General features: G+C 44.5%; 19 protein-coding genes and 1 riboswitch. Of the genes, 4 read left to right on the forward strand and 15 right to left on the reverse strand.

Features of this window, described 5'->3' with window-relative positions; genetic code table 11:
- From BUB28_RS12935 to BUB28_RS12955, 5 genes are all read right to left on the reverse strand, one after another.
- Positions 1-221, reverse strand: a 221-nt coding sequence (locus tag BUB28_RS12935; RefSeq protein ID WP_175547856.1) for a hypothetical protein, incomplete at its 3' end; no start/stop codon positions are given.
- Between the two features lie 487 nt (positions 222-708).
- Positions 709-1,200: a dihydrofolate reductase gene (locus BUB28_RS12940; protein ID WP_072951964.1), complete on the reverse strand. Its 492-nt coding sequence runs from the start codon at positions 1,198-1,200 to the stop codon at positions 709-711.
- Positions 1,197-2,015, reverse strand: coding sequence for a 2-amino-4-hydroxy-6-hydroxymethyldihydropteridine diphosphokinase (gene folK / locus BUB28_RS12945; protein ID WP_072951965.1), 819 nt, complete (start codon positions 2,013-2,015; stop codon positions 1,197-1,199). Before folK ends, BUB28_RS12940 begins: the two co-directional genes overlap by 4 nt.
- Positions 1,996-2,832: a dihydropteroate synthase gene (folP, locus tag BUB28_RS12950; protein WP_072951966.1), complete on the reverse strand. Its 837-nt coding sequence runs from the start codon at positions 2,830-2,832 to the stop codon at positions 1,996-1,998. Before folP ends, folK begins: the two co-directional genes overlap by 20 nt.
- A gap of 2 nt (positions 2,833-2,834) precedes the next feature.
- On the reverse strand, positions 2,835-3,320 hold the full coding sequence (locus BUB28_RS12955; protein ID WP_081373517.1) for an HD domain-containing protein: 486 nt from the start codon (positions 3,318-3,320) through the stop codon (positions 2,835-2,837).
- Between the two features lie 239 nt (positions 3,321-3,559).
- Between BUB28_RS12955 and BUB28_RS12960 the strand changes: the two genes are divergently transcribed.
- The 3 genes from BUB28_RS12960 to BUB28_RS12970 all read left to right on the forward strand — a co-directional run bounded on the left by BUB28_RS12960 (position 3,560) and on the right by BUB28_RS12970 (position 11,819).
- Entirely contained in the window at positions 3,560-6,901 is a 3,342-nt protein-coding gene (locus tag BUB28_RS12960; RefSeq protein WP_072951967.1) for an EAL domain-containing protein, read from the forward strand.
- Positions 6,902-6,983: 82 nt separating this feature from the next.
- Entirely contained in the window at positions 6,984-8,903 is a 1,920-nt protein-coding gene (locus tag BUB28_RS12965; RefSeq protein ID WP_072951968.1) for a diguanylate cyclase domain-containing protein, read from the forward strand.
- A 357-nt stretch (positions 8,904-9,260) separates the two neighbouring features.
- Positions 9,261-11,819 (forward strand): alpha/beta hydrolase-fold protein, encoded by a 2,559-nt coding sequence (locus tag BUB28_RS12970; RefSeq protein ID WP_072951969.1) that lies wholly within the window; start codon positions 9,261-9,263, stop codon positions 11,817-11,819.
- Positions 11,820-11,965: 146 nt separating this feature from the next.
- Here BUB28_RS12970 and BUB28_RS12975 read toward each other — a convergent pair whose 3' ends face one another.
- Complete coding sequence (locus tag BUB28_RS12975; protein WP_072951970.1) at positions 11,966-13,165, reverse strand: cation:proton antiporter; 1,200 nt, start codon at positions 13,163-13,165, stop codon at positions 11,966-11,968.
- A gap of 43 nt (positions 13,166-13,208) precedes the next feature.
- A riboswitch (Fluoride riboswitch) is annotated at positions 13,209-13,280 on the reverse strand.
- A gap of 151 nt (positions 13,281-13,431) precedes the next feature.
- On the opposite strand from BUB28_RS12975, the gene BUB28_RS12980 reads away from it, so the two are divergent.
- Positions 13,432-14,031, forward strand: coding sequence for a helix-turn-helix domain-containing protein (locus BUB28_RS12980; protein ID WP_072951971.1), 600 nt, complete (start codon positions 13,432-13,434; stop codon positions 14,029-14,031).
- A 65-nt stretch (positions 14,032-14,096) separates the two neighbouring features.
- Here the strand turns inward: BUB28_RS12980 and BUB28_RS12985 are convergent, their stop codons facing one another.
- From BUB28_RS12985 to BUB28_RS13025, 9 genes are all read right to left on the reverse strand, one after another.
- The gene (locus tag BUB28_RS12985; RefSeq protein ID WP_072951972.1) at positions 14,097-15,074 is read right to left on the reverse strand and encodes a DUF4003 family protein; all 978 of its coding nucleotides are present in this window, start codon (positions 15,072-15,074) and stop codon (positions 14,097-14,099) included.
- A gap of 139 nt (positions 15,075-15,213) precedes the next feature.
- Positions 15,214-15,666 (reverse strand): DUF3592 domain-containing protein, encoded by a 453-nt coding sequence (locus BUB28_RS12990; protein WP_072951973.1) that lies wholly within the window; start codon positions 15,664-15,666, stop codon positions 15,214-15,216.
- Between the two features lie 156 nt (positions 15,667-15,822).
- Entirely contained in the window at positions 15,823-16,512 is a 690-nt protein-coding gene (locus BUB28_RS12995) for an L-ribulose-5-phosphate 4-epimerase (protein WP_072951974.1), read from the reverse strand.
- A complete protein-coding gene (gene araA / locus BUB28_RS13000) occupies positions 16,502-17,935 on the reverse strand; it encodes an L-arabinose isomerase (RefSeq protein ID WP_072951975.1) in 1,434 nt (477 codons plus the stop codon). The genes BUB28_RS12995 and araA overlap by 11 nt, the downstream gene beginning before the upstream one ends.
- 16 nt (positions 17,936-17,951) lie before the next feature.
- Positions 17,952-19,541: a xylulokinase gene (locus BUB28_RS13005; protein WP_072951976.1), complete on the reverse strand. Its 1,590-nt coding sequence runs from the start codon at positions 19,539-19,541 to the stop codon at positions 17,952-17,954.
- Positions 19,538-20,629, reverse strand: a complete 1,092-nt coding sequence (locus BUB28_RS13010; RefSeq protein ID WP_072951977.1) for an ABC transporter permease — start codon at positions 20,627-20,629, stop codon at positions 19,538-19,540. Before BUB28_RS13010 ends, BUB28_RS13005 begins: the two co-directional genes overlap by 4 nt.
- Before the next feature lie 26 nt (positions 20,630-20,655).
- Positions 20,656-21,753, reverse strand: a complete 1,098-nt coding sequence (locus BUB28_RS13015; protein WP_072951978.1) for an ABC transporter permease — start codon at positions 21,751-21,753, stop codon at positions 20,656-20,658.
- Entirely contained in the window at positions 21,750-23,264 is a 1,515-nt protein-coding gene (locus tag BUB28_RS13020) for a sugar ABC transporter ATP-binding protein (protein ID WP_072951979.1), read from the reverse strand. Before BUB28_RS13020 ends, BUB28_RS13015 begins: the two co-directional genes overlap by 4 nt.
- Positions 23,265-23,401: 137 nt before the next feature.
- Positions 23,402-24,499, reverse strand: a complete 1,098-nt coding sequence (locus BUB28_RS13025; RefSeq protein ID WP_072951980.1) for an ABC transporter substrate-binding protein — start codon at positions 24,497-24,499, stop codon at positions 23,402-23,404.
- Positions 24,500-24,525: the final 26 nt, after the last annotated feature.

A 24,525-nucleotide genomic window follows, 5' to 3' on the forward strand; every position in this document is an offset into this window, starting at 1 on the left:
TCGCCGCCGAAGCCGCCAAAGTTCATTCCGCCGCCGTTGTCGCCGCCGAAGCCGCCAAAGTTCATTCCGCCGCCGTCACCGCCGCCGAAACCGCCCATCTGGCTGAAGTCAAAATTGCCCATGTCAAAACCGCCTGCTGATGTCGAGAGAGGTAAGCTTGCTGCGATCATCATTGCAGATACGGTTCCGCTGACGATCTTTTTGAGTGTGTTCTTTTTCACACCAATCACTCCTTTGTAATCATTTATTTTTCTACAAATTAATGATTAAATAAACCCCTGATGAGCAAATGCTCTATATATTTCACTTACAGAATAAACTATTTGGCAATTAGATACAAGTCAATACTTGCTGTAATTAATTTAAGTTACCATTTTTTGTCATTTTAATTAAATAGAAATATTGGCACTACCAATCAGCTTTATACATAAGGTGGACAAAACACATATTTAGTGGATATTATACTACAGGTGTAAATAATTGCTTGAAATTATAACTAATTGTTGTATTGTTTAAAGTAGTAATTTCCATATCTTATCATCAGCAAAAAAGTGTGTTTTTACAAAAATGAAAACAGAACTTCACAAAATAAAAAATGCAGCCCCTCCCTGAAAAAACTTCGGGAACGGCTGCAATAACGTTCAATTAATATTTAATCACGCCTTAATAAATCACTGAAATAAGCAGGCTGTTCACTGCTTTCGGCACTTATTTCTTCTTTTCGTACACAGAAAAGCTGAGTCCGAGATCATCTCTGCGCTCCTGCTCAACAAGCTCAAAACGGCTCTTGTCAAAATCAGGGAACATGACAGTTCCCTCAAAGGGGCGATCCAGCTCAGTAAGGTAAAGTCTATCCGCCATATCAAGCGCCTCGGCGTATATCCTTCTGCCGCCGCAGATGAAGATCTCCTGTTCTCCGCCCGACATTTCCGAACATTTCTGCGCCAGCTTCACAGCTTCATCAAAGCTGCGCACCGTCCGAAGATTGCGTGAAAAAAGGCTCTGCGACGAGGATACTATAATATTTATCCTGTCAGGCAGAGGTCTGCCGACGCTTTCATAGGTATGTCTGCCCATTATACATATATTTCCCTTTGTCAGCTTTCGGAAATAGGCTCTGTCCTCGGGGATATCCCACGGCATCTTTCCCTTGCAGCCTATTACGCCGTTTGCTGCTACTGCTGCTATTATATTTATCATCTGTCACCAAGCCTTTCAAGAAGTTCCGAGACCTTCACTCCGAGTACGGGGTGAACGTAATCGGGCATAAGCTCTGCTGCGGGTCTGAGCACGAAATCCCTGTTCTGCATATCAGGGTGAGGAACTGTGAGGTCGGCATCTGATATGACGCTCCTGTCGTAGAAGATCAGATCAAGGTCAAGGGTTCTCGGACCCCAGTGGATCTCGCGTGTGCGTCCTGCTTCGTTTTCGATACGGTGCATGAGGTCGAGGAGTCCTCGCGGCGAGAGAAAAGTCTCGCAGAGAACAGCTCCGTTAAGAAAATCGTCCTGCTCCGTGTAGCCATAGGGCTTTGTAACTATGAGCGAGGACTGCTTTACGCTGCTGATATACTCACTTTCTTCCAGCTTTTTCACGGCTTCAGCAATAATGCTCCTGCTGTCGCCCATATTCGAGCCCAGTGCAATAAGCGCAGTATGGCGGCTGCGGCTTATTTTTACCGATACAGAGCCGAATTCCATATCTATAGGCGCTTCGGGCTTTCTTATCTCGATATCCGTGCGGACTATAAGGGGAGAGCTTTTCAGTACGGCTATGGCTACTGCCTGTGCTGCGGCTTCAATAAGCTTGTAGGTGTGCTGCGTCATGGCTTCGTTTATGACCTTACAGACCATGCCGTAATCCACGGAATTTTCAAGCTCGTCGGTAAGTCCAGCCTTTTCCGTATCAACGTAAAGCACAGCGTTTACGTAGAAATTCTGACCGTTTATGTTTTCATGCTCAAATACACCGTGATGAGCAAATATTTTCAGTTCGTCAATGCATATCCTGTCCATTCCTGTATCCTTTCATTACCGCCATAGTCATTTTTACGGCACGGACATTTTCCTTTATATCGTGTACTCTCAGGAACGCTGCCCCCTTCATGGCTCCTATTACCGAAAGAGCAATAGTTCCTTCAAGGCGTTCATCTGAAGGCAGGTCAAGAGTAAGTCCGATAACAGATTTTCTTGAAGCTCCTAAAAGTACGGGATAGCCTAGTCTTTTGCAGAATTCGTCCATGCGGTCCATGACCTCGAGATTGTTTTCGTAGCTCTTTGCAAAGCCTACTCCCGGGTCGAGAATGATCCTGTCACGGCTGATGCCTGCTTTTTCCGCAATTTCAACAGTTTCCTCCATATCGGCAATGACATCATCAAAATATGAGGTATAATCCATATTGTCCCTGTTGTGCATAAGACAGCAGGCTGCGCCGGTTTTGGCTATGAGTGCTGCCATTTCGCCGCTGTCGTATTTAAGTCCCCATATATCGTTGACAAGGTCCGCACCTGCTTTTATGCCTGCCTCTGCGACCCTGAATTTGTAGGTATCAAGTGAGATCGGTACATCAAAACGACTCTTTACAGCCTCGATAACGGGAGCTGTACGCTGTATTTCTTCCTCGTCGGATATCTTTGTATAGCCCGGACGGGTAGACTCTCCGCCGATATCAAGTATATCCATGCCCTCCGAGAGCATTTTCTCGGTCTGTCTGAGAGCAGAATCTATATCGTTATAGCGTCCGCCGTCTGAGAAAGAATCGGGAGTAACATTGAGAATACCCATTATATAACAATTTCTGTTTACGTCAAATTCTTTATTGCCTATCTTCATTTTTATACCTCTATATTATAATTCCTTTTTTCTTTTGACCAGTTACATTCGTCCTGTGCCTTGCAAAAGCTGCACATCCTCGATTTCTTGTCAGCCTCGTAAAAGGCAGCTTTCAGCTTATCCGCTTTGTCTCCGCCTTTTCTGTGAGAAAGTATCAGGCCTGTTATTTTCTCGGTCTTTTCTCTGCAACAGCCTATTTCAGCCAGTATCTGCCTTGCCATTTCAGCTCCCGCAGTCTCATGCGGAACACCCTGTGTATATTCCTCTACCCTGCCTATATCGTGGAGAAGTGCCGCAGAATACACGATATCGGCTTCGGCAGCTATATTTCTCTCATTGCATATCAGCATGGTCATTCTTGCCACAGCAAGCAGATGCTCAAGCCCGTGTCCGCAGAAAATACGCTCTTTTTCAAGTATTTCAAGCTCCTCGAGCCTGCGGCGGAACGTGCTGTTCCCAAGTATCTTATTTGCAGTTTCCAACATCATCTTTGCCTCCGATGAACAGATGGTTTCAATTAATTATATCACAAAATATAAAATAAATCAATAAATGTCTAATTTATAGTTTTTTATTGAATTTTCTTGTATAAACAGTCAATAATAATTGACTTATCATATAATATATGATATAATAATTACAAAAGAAAAATGATAAATAATATGATAAAGTCAATCTTTAAATCTGCACTGCTATATAGGCTTATTTATCGGAAAGGAACGCACTTATGAACAATACAAGAAAAAAACTCGCATTGTTTGTCGGACAGGCTGACGAAGAATATCAAAGCCGTTTCATCAGTGGCTTCCTGAAGAAAGCTCTCGCTGCGGATTACGACGTGTGCATCTTTTCGATGTACCTCAAATACCAGGATACTCAGGAAAGAGAGCTTGGAGAATCAAATATCTTCTCCCTTATGAACCCCTCGAAATTTGACGGCGTTATTATTCTGAAAGACAGTATACAGTCCGAAGGCGCAGCCGAAACGCTTGAAAACAGATTAAAAGAAACTTTTGACAGACCTATCGTTGTTATAGAAAAGGAAAGCGACCTATTTCCGAGTATATGCACTGACGGCTATTCCGCTGTATCCGAGCTGATAGATCATCTTATCACCACACACGGTTGCAGGGACATATCTTTCGTTTCAGGCAAAAAATGGCATAAACATTCTAAAGAGCGCCTTAAAGCCTATCGTGACGCTATGAAAAGTGCAGGGCTCGAGGTATCCGAGGACCGTATTTTTTACGGTGATTTCTGGTATCAGAGCGGCGAGATATACGCCGAAAAGCTGCTGGCAGAAAATGCTCCTCTGCCCGATGCTGTAGCCTGCGCAAATGACCAGATGGCTATAGGACTATGCAAGGTATTCTCCGCTCACGGCATACGCGTCCCCGAGGATATCGCTGTTGTGGGCTATGATTCAACATATGAGGGCAGAACAAGTCCCTGCTCTCTCACTTCTTCCGTTATACCTGCATATGAATTCGGCGAGTATGCCTTTGATTTCCTCATGAAAAAAATGCAGGATAAAACTCCCGATTCGTTCAAGCTAAAGCCTCAAATGCTCATCGGTGAAAGCTGCGGCTGTCACAATGAAACTATGCCTCAGTATCAGATAAGACGCAGTGAATGGGGTACAGATATCTCGGAGGAAGGCTTTGACTCTATTTTCAATAATATGGACGAGAACCTTATCACTCAGTCTTCTCTCATCGAATACATAAGTACAGTTTATTCCTACGCCTACCAGCTAAAGGGCATAAGCGAATTTCACCTTTGCATTGAAAGCAAATGGAGAAATATAGGGCTGGGTGTACGTGTACCTCACAATGGATACAGGGATATGATCCATGCAATAAGATATTACAGCAGCCATAAAAATAATATGGCAGGTCTGGAGGAAACTTTTTCGGCAAAGGAAATGCTCCCCGACCTTTACAACGAACGCCCGTCCCCTGCCGCTTACTTCTTCACTCCTGTTTATTTCGAGAACGAGTGCTTCGGATATGCGGCAGTAAGATGCACGGAGCCGTGCAATTCATATAATGATATATACAGACGCTGGATAACCGCAGTTTGCAGGGGCTTTGAGATACTCAAACGCAATGTCGCCCTGAAGCATATGCAGGAACAGCTCGAACGTATGCGGAACAATAAATTTGCTGTATATTCCTACGCTTACGGAAGTCTTGACGAAAAGGAAAAAAAGGAATATGACCTCGTTTCGGATATACTCAACGAAAACCTGCTGGATTATTACTTCCAGCCCATCGTCAACACCATTGATGGCAGGATATACGGCTATGAAGCTCTCATGCGTTCAAAGACAAATCCATATGTAAGTCCGCTTTCCATAATCAAGTTCGCAACTATGCAGGAAAGGCTTGAAGATGTTGAAAGGGCTACCTTCATAAATGTGCTTCGCATAATAAATGAAAAACGCGATCTGTTAAAAAATGTAAAGGTGTTTATAAACAGTATCCCAGGAATAAGGATAAACAAGGACGATCTTCCTTTGATAAAGGACTATCTCGACCGCAATTCAGCGGAAATAGTCATCGAACTTACGGAGGAAGCCGAACTCAGCGATAATGACCTGACAAGGCTTCAGGATTTCTACAATGAATATAACATCGGCTTTGCAGTTGACGATTACGGTACGGGCTATTCCAATGTGACAAATCTGCTAAGGTATATGCCTGATTATGTAAAAATAGACCGTTCTCTGATAAGTGAGATACAAAATCAGCCCAAGAAACAGCATTTTGTCAGCGAGATCATTGATTTCTGCCACGACAACAATATCTTGGCTCTTGCCGAAGGCGTTGAGACTTCCGAAGAACTGAGAACTGTTATACATCTTGGCGCAGACCTGATTCAGGGCTACTATACCGCAAGACCTTCAGCCGAGATCATTCCTCATATAGATGAGAAGCTTATGAATGAGATCAGGCAGTTTCATCAGGAACGCATCGACGGCAATAACAAGAAGATATATTCAGCAGGCAAGACCAATCGAATATCACTTACCAAGCTCGTCAAGAACGGATATACGGATATAGTTGTGGGCAAGGACGAAATGGTATACAAGGACGTTTCCATAATCGGAACCCCTGAAATGAAAACCAATATCCACCTGCGGGTTGAAGCCGGCTACAGCGGACGCATAACCCTTGAGGACGTATTCTTTACCAATATCAAAAAGCGTCCGTGCATAGAGATCGGCGCAGATTCAAATGTTGCTATCGTGCTCCGCGGAACAAATCGCCTGATGAATACAGGCATACAGGTCCACGAATCGTCAAGGCTAATAATGGAGGGCGACGGCACTCTTACTATCGACCTTAACGCTGCCGAATACTACGGCATTGGAAATAAGCTCGACGCCCGTCACGGCGAACTCATATTCGATCAGGACGGTGCCATAAATATTAACTGCCGCGGACAAAAGGGCGTATGCATAGGCTCGGGACTTGGCGGTAAAATATCCATAAACCGCGGTGAATACAACCTGATATCCTGTACCGAGTCCTGCGTGGGCATAGGCGCTGTAACAGGCGAGGCAAGACTTAACATAAAAATGTGTCTTATCGAAGCTGAATTCACAGGCGAAACAGGTCTGCTGATAGGCTCGCTTGAAAATAATGCCTTTGTTTCAATTAGCAAGGTCACTATCCATCATTACGGCAAAAGCACATATATGTGCATCATAGGCTCTATAAACGGTAACAAGGCAGCTGTAACCGCAGGCAGCTTCGGAAGCATGATAAACATAATGTCCGATAATTCAACGATTTTCGGAGCTCTGAACGGCATATCCGAGATAGACCTCTCAGATTCCTCGCTGAAGCTTGAAAGCACAGGCAAAAATGCTCTTATTTTCGGCGGCTTTAACGACAATACATCAATAAAGCTTTTCAATTCCGATATAAACGCCGTTGTACGCTCTGCTGAGGAAAAGGATACATATGCCGACGACGAAAACATTCATATCGTCAACGGAAGGTTAAAAATTCTTGTAAACGATAAGGAAATAAAGCATAATATCGTTTTCAATTATACATGATATTTTAAACCTCATCTCTCCTGCCATAATTTCGGAGGCACGGAGCTTTATGCAAATTCTCTTGACGGAGGTGAAACTCTCAATGATCAATCCACTTATAACTATAGCATTTTTCGGGTGCGCTCTTACAAGCAGATACAGAAGCGGTCTTTGCAGATGCTTCAATAAAGCCGCAAGAAAGATCAATGCCAATATTGTTTACTTCAATTCTCTCGGAAAAATAGGTGAAAAAACAACTGATTTCGCAGAAGGCGAATATGACTTTATTGATTATATAGACCTGGAACAGTTCGATGGCATAATTTATGACGGTGAAGGCTACAACGTGAAGGGTGCGGCAGAAAAGGTAATAGAAAAGCTTCGCACCGCAAAATGCCCTGTAGTATCTATCAGCACTCATGTTGATGGGTTTTATAATATAGAATTCGAGGACGCATCAGGTATGCGCAGGCTCATAGAGCATTTCATAGATGTTCACAAACATACAAGAATAGGCTTTATGGCGGGCTATATGACACACCCCGATGCACAGCTGAGACTGAAGGTGTTCAGGTCTGTAATGAGATCAAGAGGTCTCCCCGAGGACGGATCAGGTGTATTTGAGGGCGATTTCTGGTTCCATAAGGGCGGTGAAGCCGCTGATTTCTTCCTTTCACAGCCGGAGCGTCCGCAGTCTATAGTATGCTCAAATGACTATATGGCTATATCCCTTATCTCCGCCTTTAAGCTGAGAGGGATAAGAGTCCCCGAGGATATAGCAGTATCGGGCTATGACGGCTCTATTGAGGGAAAACAGGTCGTTCCCCATATCACTACTGCTACACGCGAAAGAGAAGATATCGCCGAGAAAACTATGTCCATACTCAATAAGCTCATACATAACGAGCCTATTGACGAGGATAATGTGGTCTCTCCGAGAATTATCGTATCCCAGTCATGCGGCTGCAAAAAAATAATCTATAAGGACGAGATACATAATATCGACGAAATCAATAATATCATAAGATTATTCGATTACTGTGTAAATGATGCTCAGGCTGCGATGATAAAGCTGAATAAGGTTGAAAAGCTTGATGAGCTGGAATCTACCTTCAAGGGCTGTGCTACAAACTTTGGTGATTATAACGCATTCTTCCTCTTTGCTCAGACCGATACCAAGGGCAGATTATCCTGTACCAGCGAATACTCTGTTCCCTCGGATAAGTTCGTTCCGCTGATATGGATAGACAAGAAAAATGAATATGCACAACTGAAGTCGGAAGAGCCTATGAAAAGTGCGGACCTGATAGCACATATCAACCTTGATACTCCCCATTTCTATTATATTATGAGTATACACTGCCCTGAGCGAATGTTCGGCTATACTCTTATCGAAATGGAAGACGATGACATCTTCAGCGACTTCTATAACATCTTCCTGCTCAATCTTTCCGTTACTATTGAACGTCTTTGGAAAAACGACAATATCAAAAAGCTTTACGAAAACCAGAAGGGTCTCTACGAAAAGCAGAAACAGATCAGCATACACGATGCACTTACGGGTATGTTCAACCGCAGAGGCTTCAATGACGCCTCTGAGTCTGCGGTAAACAGCCTAAGCGGTAAAAGCACGATCTGCACTATGGTGCTCGATATTGACGGTCTAAAACGTATCAATGACGTTTACGGTCATAACGAGGGCGATATTGCCATAAAGGCGGCGGCAGATATAATCACTCAGTGCTGTACTTCAAATGAGATAGCAGGACGTGTGGGCGGCGATGAATTCTACATCTATGCTTCCGATTATTCACAGGAAAAGCTGGATAAATTCAATTATGATCTCCTGCGTCTGTGTAACGAGTACAATGCAACTCAGGGCAAGCCCTATAAGATCGAGCTGAGCTACGGTGCATATCTTATAGAAGCGGATAGTAATACACGTATTGAGGATCTTATAAAAATTAGTGACGCAAGAATGTATAAACAGAAGATGTCAAAACCCGGAAGACAAAAAAGATAATTGGTAAAATCATACCCCCGATGCGGTAATTTTGTACCGTTTCGGGGGTGTTTTTTGCTTTTTCATTACTTTTGTACAAATGGCAGAAGCATTGTTTATATATTTTGCTGATTTAACAGTTATTTAATAATATCAAATGTCCGCAAAAATATAACTAATTGTAAAGAACCGTTCTTTTTCTACAAAAATCATCATTTTTTGAGTTGACAGTAGACAAAAAACATGATAATAATTAATATATATATTATTTTTTTGGCATAACTGTATATTTCTTACCGTACTCCCTCTATGGCTGATACCATTGTCAGAAAAAATATGCAGACAATGTCTAAATTATATTTTATAGGAGGATTGGAAATGAAAAAGAAAATTTTTTCTACCATGTCGGCTGTTGTACTTGCCCTCTCATGTACACCGGCTGTACCTGCTTGTGCAGCAGAAGATGAGTATATACTGCACAGCACATTCGAGGAAGGAAGCGAACAGTGGAACGGAAGAGGTGCTGCATCTGTAAAGACAGTATCAGGCAAATCACGCTCAGGTGAGGCTTCTCTTTATACCAGCGGAAGAACAAACTCTTGGAACGGTGCTACCGTAGGACTTGGTTCGGGCTTCTCCGCAGGACAGGATTACGCTTTCAGTGCATATGTAATGACTGAGGATACTTCCTCTCCCGTTACATTCTACCTTACTTTGCAGTACAGCGACGGAAGCAGCACCAGCTATCCTAAAATTGCAGAAGTAACCGCTGAAAAGGGGCAGTGGGCTCACCTTGAAAGCAGCAAATTCACTATCCCCGACGGCGCAAAGGATATACAGCTTTATGTTGAGACCGACGAAAGCAATTGCGACTTCTATCTTGATGAGGTAGTCGGTGCAAAGAGCGGCACTGTGATAAGCGAACCTGCTGCCGCAGTTCAGATGAGCAAGGGCGATATCAACTATGACGGTACTATCGACTCGCTGGATATCATTGCAGCCCGCAGAGGTATCATAAACGGTATTACAGACAAGAAAACTCTTAGAGCAGCAGACGCTGACAGCAACGGCGTTTTTGAAGTAAACGATGCTGTTCTCATTATGCAGTTCGTTGCAGGTAAAATAAAGGAATTCCCTGTAAATGAGCCTGTTGTTGTTCCCGGTCAGCAGAAGTACACCTGCGAGGAGCTCACCGAGAAGGTGCAGAGCGAGCTGGTAAACAATGAGCCTTCAAGTTCACATCAGGAGAAGTCAGGCGTTCAGTACGGAACGATCAAGAAGGAAAACTATTTCTCAAAGAAGGCTAACAAGAACAAGCCTTATAATATCCTGCTCCCTGCAAACTATGATCCTAACAAGAAGTATCCTGTACTCTATGTGCTCCACGGATTCTTCGAGAACGAGGACCGTATGATAACAAAGGGCAACGGCACTATGTATACACGTCAGATAGTCGGAAACGCTATCGCTGAGGGCGCAGCTAAGGACATGATCGTTGTTTGCCCGTTCATATTCACAAGCGCTACTATGAGAGACGCTACAGGCTTCGGCGACGCAGGCTCTGTTGAAGGCTACAACAACTTCGTTGACGATATCGTTGACAGCCTTATGCCTCATATCGAGGAGAAGTACAGCGTTGCTACAGGCAGAGAGAATACTGCCGTTACAGGCTTCTCAATGGGCGGTATGGAATCACTCATGATCGGTATGAAGCACGGCGACAAGTTCGGCTATGTTGGTGCTATTTGTCCTGCTCCTGGCGGTTCGGGCGCATTCAAGTGGAGCAATCCTGACGAGCAGCCATATCTCCTTATGATAACAGGCGGTACTCAGGACGACGTTGTTGGTCTTAATACTCCTGAAGGATATCACAATAACTTCAACAAGAACGGCGTTCCTCACGTATGGCACGTTGTTCAGAACGGTCACCACGGCGACGACTCTATCCATTCACATCTCTATTGCTTCGTAAGAGGCGTATTCCAGGCAACTGAGGGCGATGTAAGCGGTTCATCTTCAACACCGACAACTCAGACTCCTACTGTTACTCCTACAGAAACACCTTCAACAACTCCTACCGAAACACCTTCGACCTCAACAGGTCAGCGCAAATACAGCATGGAAGAGCTCACAAAGCTTGTCCAGAACAAACTCGTAAACAACGAGCCAAGCAGCTCTCATAACAAGAAGCAGGGCGTTCAGTACGGTACTCTCAAGAGAGAGACATACTTCTCAAAGAAGGCTAACAAGAACAAGCCTTACAATATCCTGCTCCCCGCAAACTATGACCCAAGCAAGAAATACCCTGTACTCTATCTGCTCCACGGCTTCTTCGAGAACGAGAACCGTATGATAACTCAGGGCAACGGTCAGATGTATACACAGCAGATAATCGGAAACGCTATCGCTGAGGGCGAGGCTAAGGACATGATCGTTGTTGTTCCTTTCGTATTCACAAGCGCAACTATGAACGATGCTACAGGCTTTGCAGATCAGGGCTCAAATCAGGGCTACGACAACTTCGTTGACGATATCGTTGACAGCCTTATGCCTCACATCGAGAGCAAGTACAGCGTTGCTACAGGCAGAGAGAATACTGCCGTTACAGGCTTCTCAATGGGCGGTCGTGAGTCTCTCCAGATCGGTATGAAGCACGGCGACAAGTTCGGCTATGTTGGTGCTATTTGTCCTGCTCCCGGTGCTTCAGGTGCATGGAAGTGGAACAGCGAAAGCGAAACTCCTTATCTCGTTATGATAACAGGCGGTACTCAGGACGACGTTGTTGGTCTTAATACTCCTGAGGGCTATCATAACAACTTCAACAAGAACGGCGTTCCTCATGTATGGCACGTTGTTCAGAACGGTCACCACGGTGATGACTCTATCCATTCACACATCTACTGCTTCGTAAGAGGTATATTCCAGGCAACTGATTGATCCTATACCTTTATAAAAGATCTCCCTGTTTTCACAGGGAGATCTTTTTTCATTTTCTTATAAATGCATTGTCAATGTCGGGAACTCCGCTTTTATCGGAAATGTAACGTTCCAACTTATTCAATAAACAAATTGTGTACCTGCGATCATTTTTCAGGTGAAAGCAGACGTTTATATGTCCTGTCTATCCCTATCGCTCCAAGAGGTGCTGTTATCAGTATGGCAAGGACTGCTACCGATAAAACTTTTTTTCCGCAGGGAAGTCCAAGTGAAAGGGGTACAGAGCCAATAGCTGCCTGCACTGTCGCTTTTGGAAGGTAGGCTATGATGCAGAAAAGTCTCTCCTTTAAATTCAGCTCCGTGCCAAGCATACATATAAAAACTCCTATGGCTCTGAATATGAGTGCAATGAATATCATAAGCAATGCGGAAGCTCCTGCGGCAAGAGTATAGCGCACATCTACCGCAGCTCCAACAAGTACAAACAGCATTACCTCCGCACCTATCCACAGCTTGCCGAATTTCTCCGACATACGTGCCGAGACCTGCTTTTCGGCTCTGAGCTTTACAACACAAGCCATAGCCACAACTGCAAGAAGTCCTGATACGGCAATATATGGCTTCGCAAAGCTCTCAACTGACATCAGCAGAAATGCTGTGCCCAGCATAATAACAGCTTTTGCAGTATTTCGTATCTTACGGCTGTGCTGATATGATTTCTCGAAAAACAGATACAAAGCCAGTCCCACTGCTGCGCCGAGTATGACTCCTGAAACTATGGACACGGGTATATCAAGAAAGTCTGTCACTTTTGCAGAGCCGCCCTGCGCCATTGCGGTAAATGTGGAAAAAAGTACGATAACAAAAATGTCATCGCAGGAAGCTCCTGCAAGTATCATCTGTGGTATGCTTTTTGCTGTGCCCTGTTTATCCTCTATGAGTTTTACCATTCGCGGTACTACTACCGCAGGCGATACGGCACTCAGTACAGCTCCCATTACTGCTGCTTCCATGCAGTCGACCTCCAGTAAAAGCGGTGCAAAGCACACATATCCCGCTATCTCAAAGCAGGCAGGTAAAAAAGACATCATCACGGCAGGTCTGCCTACCTTTTTCAGGTCGGACAGATCAAGTGAAAGTCCTGCCTTTATCAGTATTATTATGAGAGCTATCTGCCGCAGCTCCGATGAAATGCCGAGTATGGAGCTGTCGAGAAGGTCGAGCACATAGGGGCTTACTGCTATACCAACACCTAACATTCCTATTATTCGCGGCAAGCCTATCTTCTCGGATATGGCTGCTGCGAATAGTCCTGCAAGAATTATTATTGCAAGTGATAATAACATAAAAATTCCTCCATAAAATCAAAAAAGCCGACAGCTACTGCGTAAAAATGCAGAAGTCATCAGCTAAATAAGCGGTTTTGGTTTCCCACGGGAGAACATCATTCCCATATAAAATTGTCTGATATTATTATAACATGATAATACGCGAAAGTCAACAACTGTATATAAAACTTTGTACTCTACGGAGCGTGGATTGACGATGCACTGACTATGAGGTATAATGAAAGCATGAAGTGAACAAATATGATTTATAAAGAGGTGATATTATGGATCAGATCAAAACAGGTGAGCTTATCAGGCATTTCCGTACAGAAATGAAACTTACCCAGAAACAACTCGCCGAGCGTATAAATGTAAGCGATAAGGCTGTTTCAAAGTGGGAGCTTGGCAACGGCTGTCCCGATATTTCCCTGCTGGCGACACTGGCTGAGGTCTTTGGCACAGATGTACAGGTGCTGCTGTCAGGTGAAATTGATAAAAACGAAAGTGAGAAGGGTAATATGAAAAAAATAAAATTCTATGTGTGCAGCAATTGCGGAAATATCATTACCGCGACTTCAGATGCGGCAGTTACCTGCTGCGGAAACAAGCTCTTCCCTGCCGAACCAAGAAAGGCTGAGGAGAATGAGAGACTCAACGTGGAAGATATAGGCGGCGAATGGTACATTTCCTCAGATCACGAAATGACCAAAGAGCATTACATCACATTCGCGGCTTATGTTTCAGACAGCAGTATAATGATGTTCAAGCAGTACCCCGAATGGAATTTGCAGTTCAATCTGCCTATGTACAGATCGGGCAGACTCATGTGGTACTGCACAAAGTGCGGTCTGTTATATCAGGATATCAGACCCGAAAGGAAGTAAAAAGAGCCCCTTTTTTCAAAGGGGCTCTGTCATTAATATATTGCTTTCTTTATGGACAGTATTTATTAGTTTGTGCTGTTGGCAGCAACTGTTGCTGCTACGATAGCGCAGCATATCACTGCTTCCTCTGCGGCGATCATAGCAAGTGCAGAAGCTGATATGGCTGCTTCTGTATTGGTGTTATCTTCATAAAGATCGGCTGTAAGCATTGCTGCGTGCATGAGCCTTGTTTTCTTGTCAAGACTGAATATGCCATAGCCCTTCTGCTTTTCAAGCAGATCATCTATTCCTATGATATTGTCAACAATCTCTTTTTCATCAGCATCTATTATTGAAACAGCTGCAAGTGAGGTCAGTTCAAAATGCTTGCCGAACTTGTGTCCTGCTTTCTTCAGCATCTCAAACATACTTGTCATCCTTGCTGTCTTTTGCTCAGGTGCGCCGTCTGTCATAGCGAATATATGAGATACTGTCTGTATGGCATTTTTATCGGAAAACTCTTTTTTCAGAAGATCATAGCACTTCTCTGCATCGCTGATGAGCTGTTCATCACTCTTTGTTGAAAAAGCCATGAAGCCTGCCATGATATTGTCTTCGCTCGAAGTGAGTATAGGATGCTCCTTCTTCATCATATCATATAAAGACTTACCCCTTAAAGCGATCTTTTCTGCCTCTTCAACTGTCGTTCTCTCGGCAAGAAGAGCTGCAAGCATTGCAAGATATTCCGATCTTTTGAAATGCTCCTTTAAAATATTATATATCTCAGCGGTCTTTGCAAAAGCTGCCCCGGGATCTGAGGTTATACACAGCTTTGCTGCAAGAGGTGTAATGACATTTCCTTTTAAATATGAGGCAAAGCCTGCATTATCCTTGATTATCTTCTTACACTCCTTCAGTTTGTCTGCGTCTGCCTTTACTCCCGCTGCGCAGAATACATTTGCGGCAACCGGATAAATATAATCGCTTTCATGCTTTATTGCTTTCTTTACTATATCCCTGTTTTCAATGAACTCCTGTGTGATCTGATCAATAGTGCTTCTCATTGCTAAAACTCCTTTTTCATTTATCAGTAAGCTTTCCGCTTCTGTGATCTTAGTATAACATATCATCAAATACTTATCAACATTTTAATATTACGGAACATTACAATTTTGAAATGATGCTATATGGATAATAAATGTATCATTCTCTCCTTCTGTAAATATATACAAAGCCGCATATGCCTATTACAGCAAATACTGCTCCGCCAAGTATCATTAGTATAAACAGAATATAGTCAAAGTCGTCTGTTGGCAAATATACTACTTCGGGCGAATGCGAGTCTATCAGTATTTTAATCCTTAGTCCACGCTTGTATTTTGCAGGCTTTGTGCCTGTATTACTTGTGTATTTATACGTTTTACCATTGTATTCATATTCAAGCACCGGAGAGTATGTTATTCTCTTATGCAGTCCCGGCGTTTTAAGGCTTACCATATCAACTACAACGGCATTTACCTCAGTATCACATTCGGATTTTGTATATGCTCTTGATATAAAAAGATAAGCTCCCAGTGTAATAAACACTATGCCTATGAGCAGAAAAAGCCCCAGGCCAAAGAAGTTGTTTTTCATTTCCTTTGATATGTTTTTCATGGCTGCCTCCCTTACAGAAAAGAATTACATATCAATTATACATTATAATCATAAGAAATACAAGAAAACAAAAAAGTCTCTGTACTGAACAGAGACTTTTCTGCTTTTTATTGGAGGGATTCATCTCATTCTGAGAAATGACTAACTTTGCTTATATCATCTCTTCTGTCCGTAATACGCATTTGAACCATGCTTGCGGAAGAAATGCTTATCAAGAAGTCTCTGCGGCATCACGCCTGTATCGGGACGAAGTGTACGGGTTATCCACGCCATTGCGGAAAGCTCTTCAAGCACTACCGCATTGTGGACAGCCTCCATACAATCCTTTCCCCATGCAAAGGGTCCGTGATTTGCCACAAGGACTGCGGGTATCTTATCATAATCATGACAGCACTCAACAATGACTCTGCCTGTTTCAAGCTCGTAGTCTCCGTTGACCTCTGTGTCTGTCATATCTCTTGTACAGGGTATCTCACCGTAAAAATAATCGCCGTGAGTAGTTCCGAGAGGCGGTATGCCCTCACAAGCCTGTGCAAATGAGGTCGCATAGCGGCTGTGAGTGTGTACTACTCCGCAAACGCCCTCAAAATTCCTGTATATCTCCAGATGTGTAGGAGTGTCACTTGACGGCGAAAGCTCGCCTTCGACCTTTTCACCGTCAAGTGTCAGTATAACTATATCATCTGCCGTCATTGTGTCGTATTCAACACCGCTGGGCTTTATGGCAACAAGTCCGCTCTCACGGTCGTATTCGCTCACATTGCCCCATGTGAATGTCACAAGTCCGTACTTTGGAAGAAGCAGATTGGCTTTAAGGACACGCTCTTTAAGCTCCTTAACGTCCATATATCACATCTCCGATCATTATATCGCGTTCAAGCTTTTCCTTTGTGGTATCCTTGTTTATGACAACAAGCTCTATTCCCATGATGCGTGCAAAATCACGTACAGTCTCGTCTGTTATATCGTATGAGAGTACTGTATGGTGTGCTCCTCCTGCGATGATCCAACATTCAAGTCCTTCAAGAAATGATGGTGCAGGCTTCCACATAGTTCTTGCTACGGGGAGATTCGGCATTGACTGGAATGGCTTTTCACACTCAACGTCCTGGGAGATGAGCCTGAATCTGCCGCCGATGTCGATAAGTGACAGTGCCTTTGCCGAGCCTGACCTGCCCTCGAATACTATTCGTGCAGGTGCTTCCTTGCCGCCTATTCCGAGAGGGTGTACCTCTATGCGCGGCTTGTCTGCTGCAATGGACGGGCATACCTCAAGCATATGTGAACCCAGTATCAGTTCATGCTTATAATCGTATGTGTAATCTTCCATAAATGATGTATTTCCGTCGGGATACATTGCCTTTACAACTGCGGTCATACCGGCAGTTTTCCAGTCGCCCTCAGCACCGAAGCCGTAGCCCTTGTGCATGAGATGCTGTGTTGCAAGTCCCGGGAGCTGACGCATACCGTGAAGGTCCTCGAAGGTGTTGGAGAATGCCTTTGCGCCCTCGCGTACAAGCATCTTTTCTATTGCTATCTCCTCACGAGCCTGATATCTTATTGCTTCTTCGTCCTTCTTGTCGTAGTCGTAAATCTCTGCGTATTCTTTCATAAGCGCATCTATCTCTGCATCTGTTACAGCGTTCATGCACTCAACAAGATCCCCTACCGCAAATGTATTTACCTGCCAGCCCAGCTTGAGCTGTGCTTCTATCTTATCGCCCTCTGTCACGGCAACTTCACGCATATTATCGCCGAAACGTACTATTTTAAGGCTTCGGCTGAACATAACGCCTACAGCTGCACGCTGCCACTCTGCTATCTTCGCCTGCACCTTCTTATCCTGCCAGTGTCCTGCAACAACTGTTCTTGGCATACGAAGTCTTGCTCCGATAAATCCGTGCTCTCTGTCGCCGTGAGCGGACTGGTGAAGGTTCATATAGTCCATGTCTATAGCTTCGTTGGGGATAGTCTCGTTGAACTGTGTGTGGAAATGCAGCCACGGCTTCTGTAAGAGTGCAAATCCGTTTATCCACATCTTTGAGGGCGAAAATGTATGACAGAATGTGATTATTCCTGCACACTCATCGTCATAATTTGCTTCCTTTATCACACGCTCTATCTCCGACTCTTTCTTTACAGTCAGCTTGTATTCAACAGGGAACGGAAGGTCGAGTCCGTCTACTATCTTCTTTGAGTCCTCCTCTACCTGTCTGAGTGTTTCTTCGCCATACAGAAACTGCGAGCCAGTTATAAACCAGAATTTCATTCTATATCTATCCTTTCTATTTTTCGGAAACGGCTGCCCTTACTGCCGCAAGTCCCGAAAGATAATTTCTCATGTATTCATTTATTCCGTCCACATCTTTTTGCTGAGGAGAAACAGTATTTCCATTCATATCAGCAAATACCCTGTTATTCAGATAGTCCTCAAGGGTTTCGTCCTTCTCCCTGACCGCCATATAGTCCGCAAGAAGTGCTATGCCCCATGCTCCGCCTTCTCCTGCGGTCTGCATAAGAGTAACATCTGCGCCGAGAGCTGCCGAAAGGAAATTCTGACTGGGAACGGGGGTTTTGAAGAAGCCTCCGTGAGCATATATCTTTTCAAGCTTTACGTGCTCCTGCTCTGTCAGTATATCCATGCCTGCTTTGAGGGAAGCGATACAGGAATATACAAGACTGCGCACAAGATTCCTGATGTTGAATACCGACTCGGGGTCACGCATCAGAAGGGGCTTGCCGTCCTTTATACCTGTAACGGGCTCGCCTGCAAAATAATTGTATGAGACTATGCCGCCGCAGTCGGTCTCTCCCTCTGCTGCAAGACCGTAAAGCATATCATACAGTCTGCCTTTGGGGATATCAGTGCCCGATTCTTTCAGCAATTCGCCGAATATCCCAAACCATGAATCCAGGTCAGAGGTACAGCTGTTACAGTGTACCATTGCAACAGGTGCTCCGCAGGGAGTAGTGACAATGTCTATCTCACGGTGGACTGTTTTAAGCTTCTCTTCAAGAACTATCATTGAGAAAATTGACGTTCCCGCGGAAACATTGCCTGTTTTGGGTGTAATGCTGTTAGTTGCAGCCATACCTGTCTGTGCATCTCCCTCGGGAGGACAGAAAGGAACTCCTGCCTTGAATGTTCCTGTAGGGTCAAGAAGCTTTGCGCCTTCTTCTGTAAGCTTTCCAGCACACTCTCCTACAGGCACTATGCGCGGAAGAATGTCTTTCAGATTTGCGCCGAATTCTGTACCCTCGGCAAGCTCATCAAACCTTGAAAGCATTTCACCGTCGTAGTCACAAGTATCCTGTGCTATGGGGAATATTCCCGAAGCATCGCCTGTTCCTATGACCTTTTCGCCTGTGAGCAGATAGTGTACATAGCCTGCAAGCGTGGTCATAAATGCTATATCCCTGACATGAGGTTCTTTATTCAGCATTGCCTGATAAAGATGAGCTATGCTCCAACGCTGAGGGATATTGAAGCTGAATTCTTCTGTAAGCTTGTCGGCTGCCTCCTCGGTCATGGTATTGCGCCATGTTCTGAAAGGAGCAAGCTGCTTATCGCTTTTATCGAATACGAGATAGCCGTGCATCATTGCCGATATGCCTATTGCAGCAGCTTTCTCAAGCTTTATCCCGTATTTTTCTTCTACGTTTTTCATAAGCCCGGCAAAACATTCACGAAGTCCTTTTCTGACATTTTCGAGAGAGTATGTCCATACGCCGTCCAGCAGTTCATTCTGCCAGTCGTATACTCCCGATGCCAAAGGAGCACGATCCTCGCCTATAAGGAGTGCCTTTATCCGTGTAGAGCCGAACTCGATGCCTATTACGGCTTTGCCGTTATTTATTGTTTCTGCACCGCTCATTTTTTTACTCCTTTTGCTTCCATGGACTTTGCTGCTGAAAGGTTAGCTTTCTTGCGGCGTGCTATGATGATACTCTGGACTACAAGGAATATACAAAGCATAGAAGCATTGGTTATTCCCGTCCACCAGGCATCGGTAAGTCCTACAGATGATACGATATTCTGGATAAGAGCAAGTGAAAGTACGCCGAACAGTGTTCCCACTATATTTCCGACGCCGCCCGTAAGCATCGTTCCTCCTATGATAGAGGAGGCTATGGCATTCATTTCAGCTCCCGTTGCGTGAGAGGCTGAGCCCGAGCCTACGTGCATAAAATATACAAATCCGCCAATTCCGCCTAAAATTCCGCACATAAGGTATGCAAGGAAGGTGGTTCTCTTTACATTTATTCCAAGCATAAGTGCGCTTTGTTTATTTCCGCCTACTGCATAGAAATTCCTTCCTGTCTTTGTCCATTTAAGGAAAAGGAAAAGTGCAGCAACGACTATAAGTGCTACTATGACGCCGATCTCTATGTAAGCGTCAATATAGATTCCTCTTTTGTTTACAGAGCCCATTCCGGGAACTGTTATTCTTGTTTCCTTCAGCTTTACAAACGCCCTGTTCTGAACATTGAATGGGTTTGCATTTACAATGGTCGTCATGCCCCTTGCAAAGAACATTCCCGCCAGCGTTACTATGAATGGCTGAATGTCAAGATAAGCTACAAGAAAGCCCTGAATTAAACCGAATGCAAGTCCGATACCAAGTGATATCATCATTGCTCCGAAAACGCTTCCGCTGTGTTTGTCAAGATATACAGCTGAGCTCATGCTCACAAGCGCTGCCATACCGCCTACCGAAATGTCGATACCGCCTGTTATCATTACCAGCGTCATACCGCAGGCAAGTATGATAAGTGCAGCATTTGCGTTTAGCATATTGAAAAATGTCTGTGCCTTGAGGAAACCCTCGCCAAGTCCGAATATGGCATAAAGGTACATGATAATAAATACGATTATGGTTATGGACATGAGCAGATTGGTGTCTGTTATTCCTCTAAGCAGATGTCGGCGTGGTCTACCGACAGTCATGTCTTTCTGCGGCATATATTATTCCTCCGTTCTGCCCTTTTTCAGCTCTTGCTCTCTGCATTCACAGGTGAACGCAGATTTTTGAATAAGGCTGCCATTTTTTCACGTACTATAGGTGCGCTCAGTATTACAAGCAATATTACTACTACTGCCTTGTATGCAGGAAGCGCGTCAGACTGTACATTGAATTTGTAAAGAGTGGTCGTAAGGAACTGTATAACATATGCTCCGAGTATTGATGCGGATATGTTGAACTTTCCGCCGCTGAGAGAGTTGCCGCCTAAAGCAACTGCCAGTATAGCGTCCATTTCTATATCCTTTGCAACTACGGAATAATTTATAGTTGAAAGACGGCTTACCTTTATAAAGCCTGCAACTGCTACACATAGTCCGAGTATAACATAGGTTATGAACTTGATGAATGCAGGATTAAGACCGTTAAGACGGGAGGTCTTTTCGTTTATTCCGACTGCTTGTACGTACAGTCCGAGATTAGTGAATTTCAGCACCAGCCATGTAACGATAAAGCAGACAATGGCAATGAAAAACGGTGTTGGTATCGGTATGCCCGGTATATATCCGCCAAAATATGTAAATGTCTTGTCATTTACTACAGGAAGCTCGTTGTTGTTTATCCACGCTGCTATCGAACGTCCTGCTGTAAAAAGTATAAGCGTTGCTACCATTGGCTGTATCTTGAATATGGATACAAGTGCGCCGTTGAATGCGCCAAATGCCATTGCAACAAGGCAGCTTATGAGAAATGCTACTATTATAGGAGCCTGCAAGGTCTCGGGACGGGAATTCGTTCCGCAGAGTACCCTTAGCACCACGCTTCCGCTGATAGCTATTGCCGCTCCCACACTGATATCCTGTCCGCGTGAAGCGGCTGTTACCAGCGTCATGCCTATGGCAAGTATGGCAAGCTCCGAGCCGTAGTCGATTATGGAAATAAGATTTCCCGAAAGTACGGGGTGTCCCTCGCTGTTATGTCCAAGAGTTATCTTGAAGAAGGAAGGGTCCATTATAAGATTGAATATCGCAAGTATGAGCAGGGCAGCTATTGGGATAAATATCTGCTTTTTTATGATACTTGCCAAGAAAGAGCTTTTTTCAGCACCTTTTGTTCCTGCTGTCATTCCTGCTCACCTCCTGCTATAGTATTCATTATCGTTGCCTGTGTAAGTTCGTCACCTGTAAGCTCGCCTACAAGCTTACGGTCGCGCATTACCAGCAGTCTTGAACAGGTACGGAGCATTTCATCGGTCTCGGAGGAGATGAAGGTTATGCTCATACCCTCAGAAGCAAGCTTCAGTACAAGCTTCTGTATATCTACCTTTGTGCCGACATCTATGCCGCGGGTCGGTTCATCAAGGATAAGATATTCGGGGTGGGTCAGCAGCCAGCGTCCAAGTATTACCTTCTGCTGATTTCCGCCTGACAGCGATTTTATAGGCGTGTTCACCGACGCTGTCTTTATGTCAAGGAGCTTGATATACTCCTCGGCGAATTTAGTCGCCTCAGCCTTTGTGAAGGGCTTGAAGAAGCCTTTCTTTACCTGCAATGCAAGTATTATATTGTCACGGACAGAAAGATCACCTACTATTCCGTCACGCTTACGGTCCTCGGGAAGATAAGCTATACCGTTCTTCATTGCGTCTATAGGCTTGTTTATCTTCACTTCCCTGCCGTTTATCTTGACTTTTCCGCCTGTTACCCTGTCAGCTCCGAAGATCGCTCTTACGCACTCGCTTCGTCCCGAACCGAGAAGTCCAGTAAAGCCGTTGACCTCGCCCTTGCGGATATTGAAATTGAAGGGTTTTATGCCCTCAGAGCTGCACAAGCCCTCAGCCTCATACACATAGCCTTTATCCTTTTCGCTGAAAACAGGTATATCGTTTTTTATGTCAGCCATATCGTCAAGCTCTTTGCCAAGCATTTTCGATACAAGCTGAACACGGGGAAGATTTTCTATCTCATACTCGCCTACGAGCTGTCCGTCACGAAGAACAGTTATCCTGTCACATACCTCGTATACCTGATCGAGAAAGTGAGTTACGAATATTATTCCTACTCCGCGCTCTTTAAGCTGTCTCATAAGCATGAAAAGCTTTTCTACCTCTGATTCGTCAAGTGATGAGGTAGGCTCGTCAAGGATAAGCACACTACATTCCATGTCAACTGCTCTTGCTATCGCTACCATCTGCTGAACAGCTATGGAACAGCTTGCAAGCTGCTGTGTGGGCTTTACCGCAATGCCCAGCGAGTCAAGGAGCTTTCCTGCCTGACGGTTCATATTTCTCCAGTTCACAAGTCCGCTCTTACCTCTGCCAAGAAAGATATTCTCTGCCACAGAGAGGTTTGGACAGAGTGATATCTCCTGATATACCGTGCTTATGCCCAGATCCTGAGCGTCCTGCGGAGAATGTATCCTGACAGCTCCGCTCTGTCCTTTTATAAAGATATCTCCGCTGTCCTTTATATGTACGCCTGTGAGCACCTTTATAAGAGTGGATTTACCTGCGCCGTTTTCGCCCATAAGCGCATGGATCTCGCCTTCACGAAGTGTAAAATCCACATTTCTCAGTGCCTTGACTCCCGGAAAGGATTTATAGATACCGCGCATTTCCAGCAATGATCTTTCCTGCATTGCTTCTCCTCCTAAGTGAGTTTCTGCCTTATTTCCGTGTAATTCCAACGAAAAAAGCTGTAAAATTAGTGCGGTGACAAAATTCCCGAACGCGTCACCGCACTTATTTTATTATTGATGTCCTGTAAACAAAATTATCAGATGCCGTAGTTCTCTACATCTTCAGAGGTAATAGTCTTTGCATCAAAGCCCTTTTCGTCCATGATAATGGTCTTCTGAGAGAGGGTCTCACCATTTTCGAGCTTGTCTATTACGTCCTTGATATATGTTGACTGGAAAGGATTGCACTGTCCGTCATAGTTCCAGCTGCCCTTCTGAAGCTCTTCAAGCGCCCACTTGTTGCAGTCAAAACCTATAACGACTACGTCCTTGTCTACGCCGTGTGAGATATTGGCTCTGTCAAGGGCTGCAACTGCTCCCTTTGCCATATCATCGTTTTCTGCATAGATAACGTTGAACTTCTTGCCTGAGTCGATAACCGACTGAACTATCTGCTGCGCCTTTTCAGCATTCCACTCAGCTGTCTGCTGTGTGATGATGTTCCAGCCCTCAGACTTTGCGGTATCTGTAAGAGCTCCCGAACGTCCTTTCTGAGCTGCCGAACCGATAACGCCCTGTAAATGAATGATATCATATGATACGAGATCCTGAGATTTCAGCCAGTCAACTGCCTGCTCGCCTTCCTTGTCCATATCGGATACGATAGAAGCTTCATAAAGGCTCTCGTCTGCGTCAATTGTACGGTCGAAGAGGATAACTCTTACGCCTGCATCTCTTGCGTCCTTGAGAACTGAATCCCAGCCTGCGGTATCAGCTGCCGAAAGAAGAAGATAATCCACCTCGTCCTGAATGAACTTCTGAGCGTAGTTTATCTGCTCTTCGTTCTTCAGGCTGTAGGCAAATGATGCATCAAAACCGTTTGCCTCTGTGAAGGTTGCCTTCAGATCGTTTACGTTTGCTGTACGGTAGCCTGATTCGTTAGGATCATTATTGATGATGCCGACCTTGATAAGATCGCCTGACGAGCTTCCGCCGCCGTTGTTTTCAGTGCCTGAGTCAGCAGCAGCAGTAGTTGCAGCATCTGTCTTTTTTTCAGTATCTGCTGTTTTTCCTGAATCTGCTGAATTTGACGAGCTTCCCGAATCTGATGATTCTTTTGCGCTTCCACAGCCCACCAGCATAGTACCACAGAGGAGTGTACTTACTGCCATTGCCAAGACTTTTTTCATTTTCATAATTAAAATTCCTCCATCTGAATTTA

Origin of the sequence: Ruminococcus flavefaciens, from assembly GCF_900143025.1 — a bacterium.
Classification (GTDB): Bacteria; Bacillota; Clostridia; order Oscillospirales; family Ruminococcaceae; genus Ruminococcus; species Ruminococcus flavefaciens_I.

Excerpts from the sequence above, each read along its gene's own strand:
- BUB28_RS12995 (WP_072951974.1), bottom strand. The coding sequence starts at position 16,512 with ATGGACGTTAAGGAGCTTAAAGAGCGTGTCCTTAAAGCCAATCTGCTT.
- BUB28_RS13005 (WP_072951976.1), bottom strand. The coding sequence starts at position 19,541 with ATGAGCGGTGCAGAAACAATAAATAACGGCAAAGCCGTAATAGGCATC.
- BUB28_RS12975 (WP_072951970.1), bottom strand. The coding sequence starts at position 13,165 with ATGTTATTATCACTTGCAATAATAATTCTTGCAGGACTATTCGCAGCA.
- BUB28_RS12980 (WP_072951971.1), top strand. The coding sequence starts at position 13,432 with ATGGATCAGATCAAAACAGGTGAGCTTATCAGGCATTTCCGTACAGAA.
- BUB28_RS12985 (WP_072951972.1), bottom strand. The coding sequence starts at position 15,074 with ATGAGAAGCACTATTGATCAGATCACACAGGAGTTCATTGAAAACAGG.
- BUB28_RS12965 (WP_072951968.1), top strand. The coding sequence starts at position 6,984 with ATGATCAATCCACTTATAACTATAGCATTTTTCGGGTGCGCTCTTACA.
- BUB28_RS12990 (WP_072951973.1), bottom strand. The coding sequence starts at position 15,666 with ATGAAAAACATATCAAAGGAAATGAAAAACAACTTCTTTGGCCTGGGG.
- araA (WP_072951975.1), bottom strand. The coding sequence starts at position 17,935 with ATGAAATTCTGGTTTATAACTGGCTCGCAGTTTCTGTATGGCGAAGAA.
- BUB28_RS12955 (WP_081373517.1), bottom strand. The coding sequence starts at position 3,320 with ATGATGTTGGAAACTGCAAATAAGATACTTGGGAACAGCACGTTCCGC.
- BUB28_RS12940 (WP_072951964.1), bottom strand. The coding sequence starts at position 1,200 with ATGATAAATATAATAGCAGCAGTAGCAGCAAACGGCGTAATAGGCTGC.
- BUB28_RS13025 (WP_072951980.1), bottom strand. The coding sequence starts at position 24,499 with ATGAAAATGAAAAAAGTCTTGGCAATGGCAGTAAGTACACTCCTCTGT.
- folK (WP_072951965.1), bottom strand. The coding sequence starts at position 2,015 with ATGGACAGGATATGCATTGACGAACTGAAAATATTTGCTCATCACGGT.
- BUB28_RS12960 (WP_072951967.1), top strand. The coding sequence starts at position 3,560 with ATGAACAATACAAGAAAAAAACTCGCATTGTTTGTCGGACAGGCTGAC.
- folP (WP_072951966.1), bottom strand. The coding sequence starts at position 2,832 with ATGAAGATAGGCAATAAAGAATTTGACGTAAACAGAAATTGTTATATA.
- BUB28_RS13015 (WP_072951978.1), bottom strand. The coding sequence starts at position 21,753 with ATGACAGCAGGAACAAAAGGTGCTGAAAAAAGCTCTTTCTTGGCAAGT.
- BUB28_RS13020 (WP_072951979.1), bottom strand. The coding sequence starts at position 23,264 with ATGCAGGAAAGATCATTGCTGGAAATGCGCGGTATCTATAAATCCTTT.
- BUB28_RS12970 (WP_072951969.1), top strand. The coding sequence starts at position 9,261 with ATGAAAAAGAAAATTTTTTCTACCATGTCGGCTGTTGTACTTGCCCTC.
- BUB28_RS13010 (WP_072951977.1), bottom strand. The coding sequence starts at position 20,629 with ATGCCGCAGAAAGACATGACTGTCGGTAGACCACGCCGACATCTGCTT.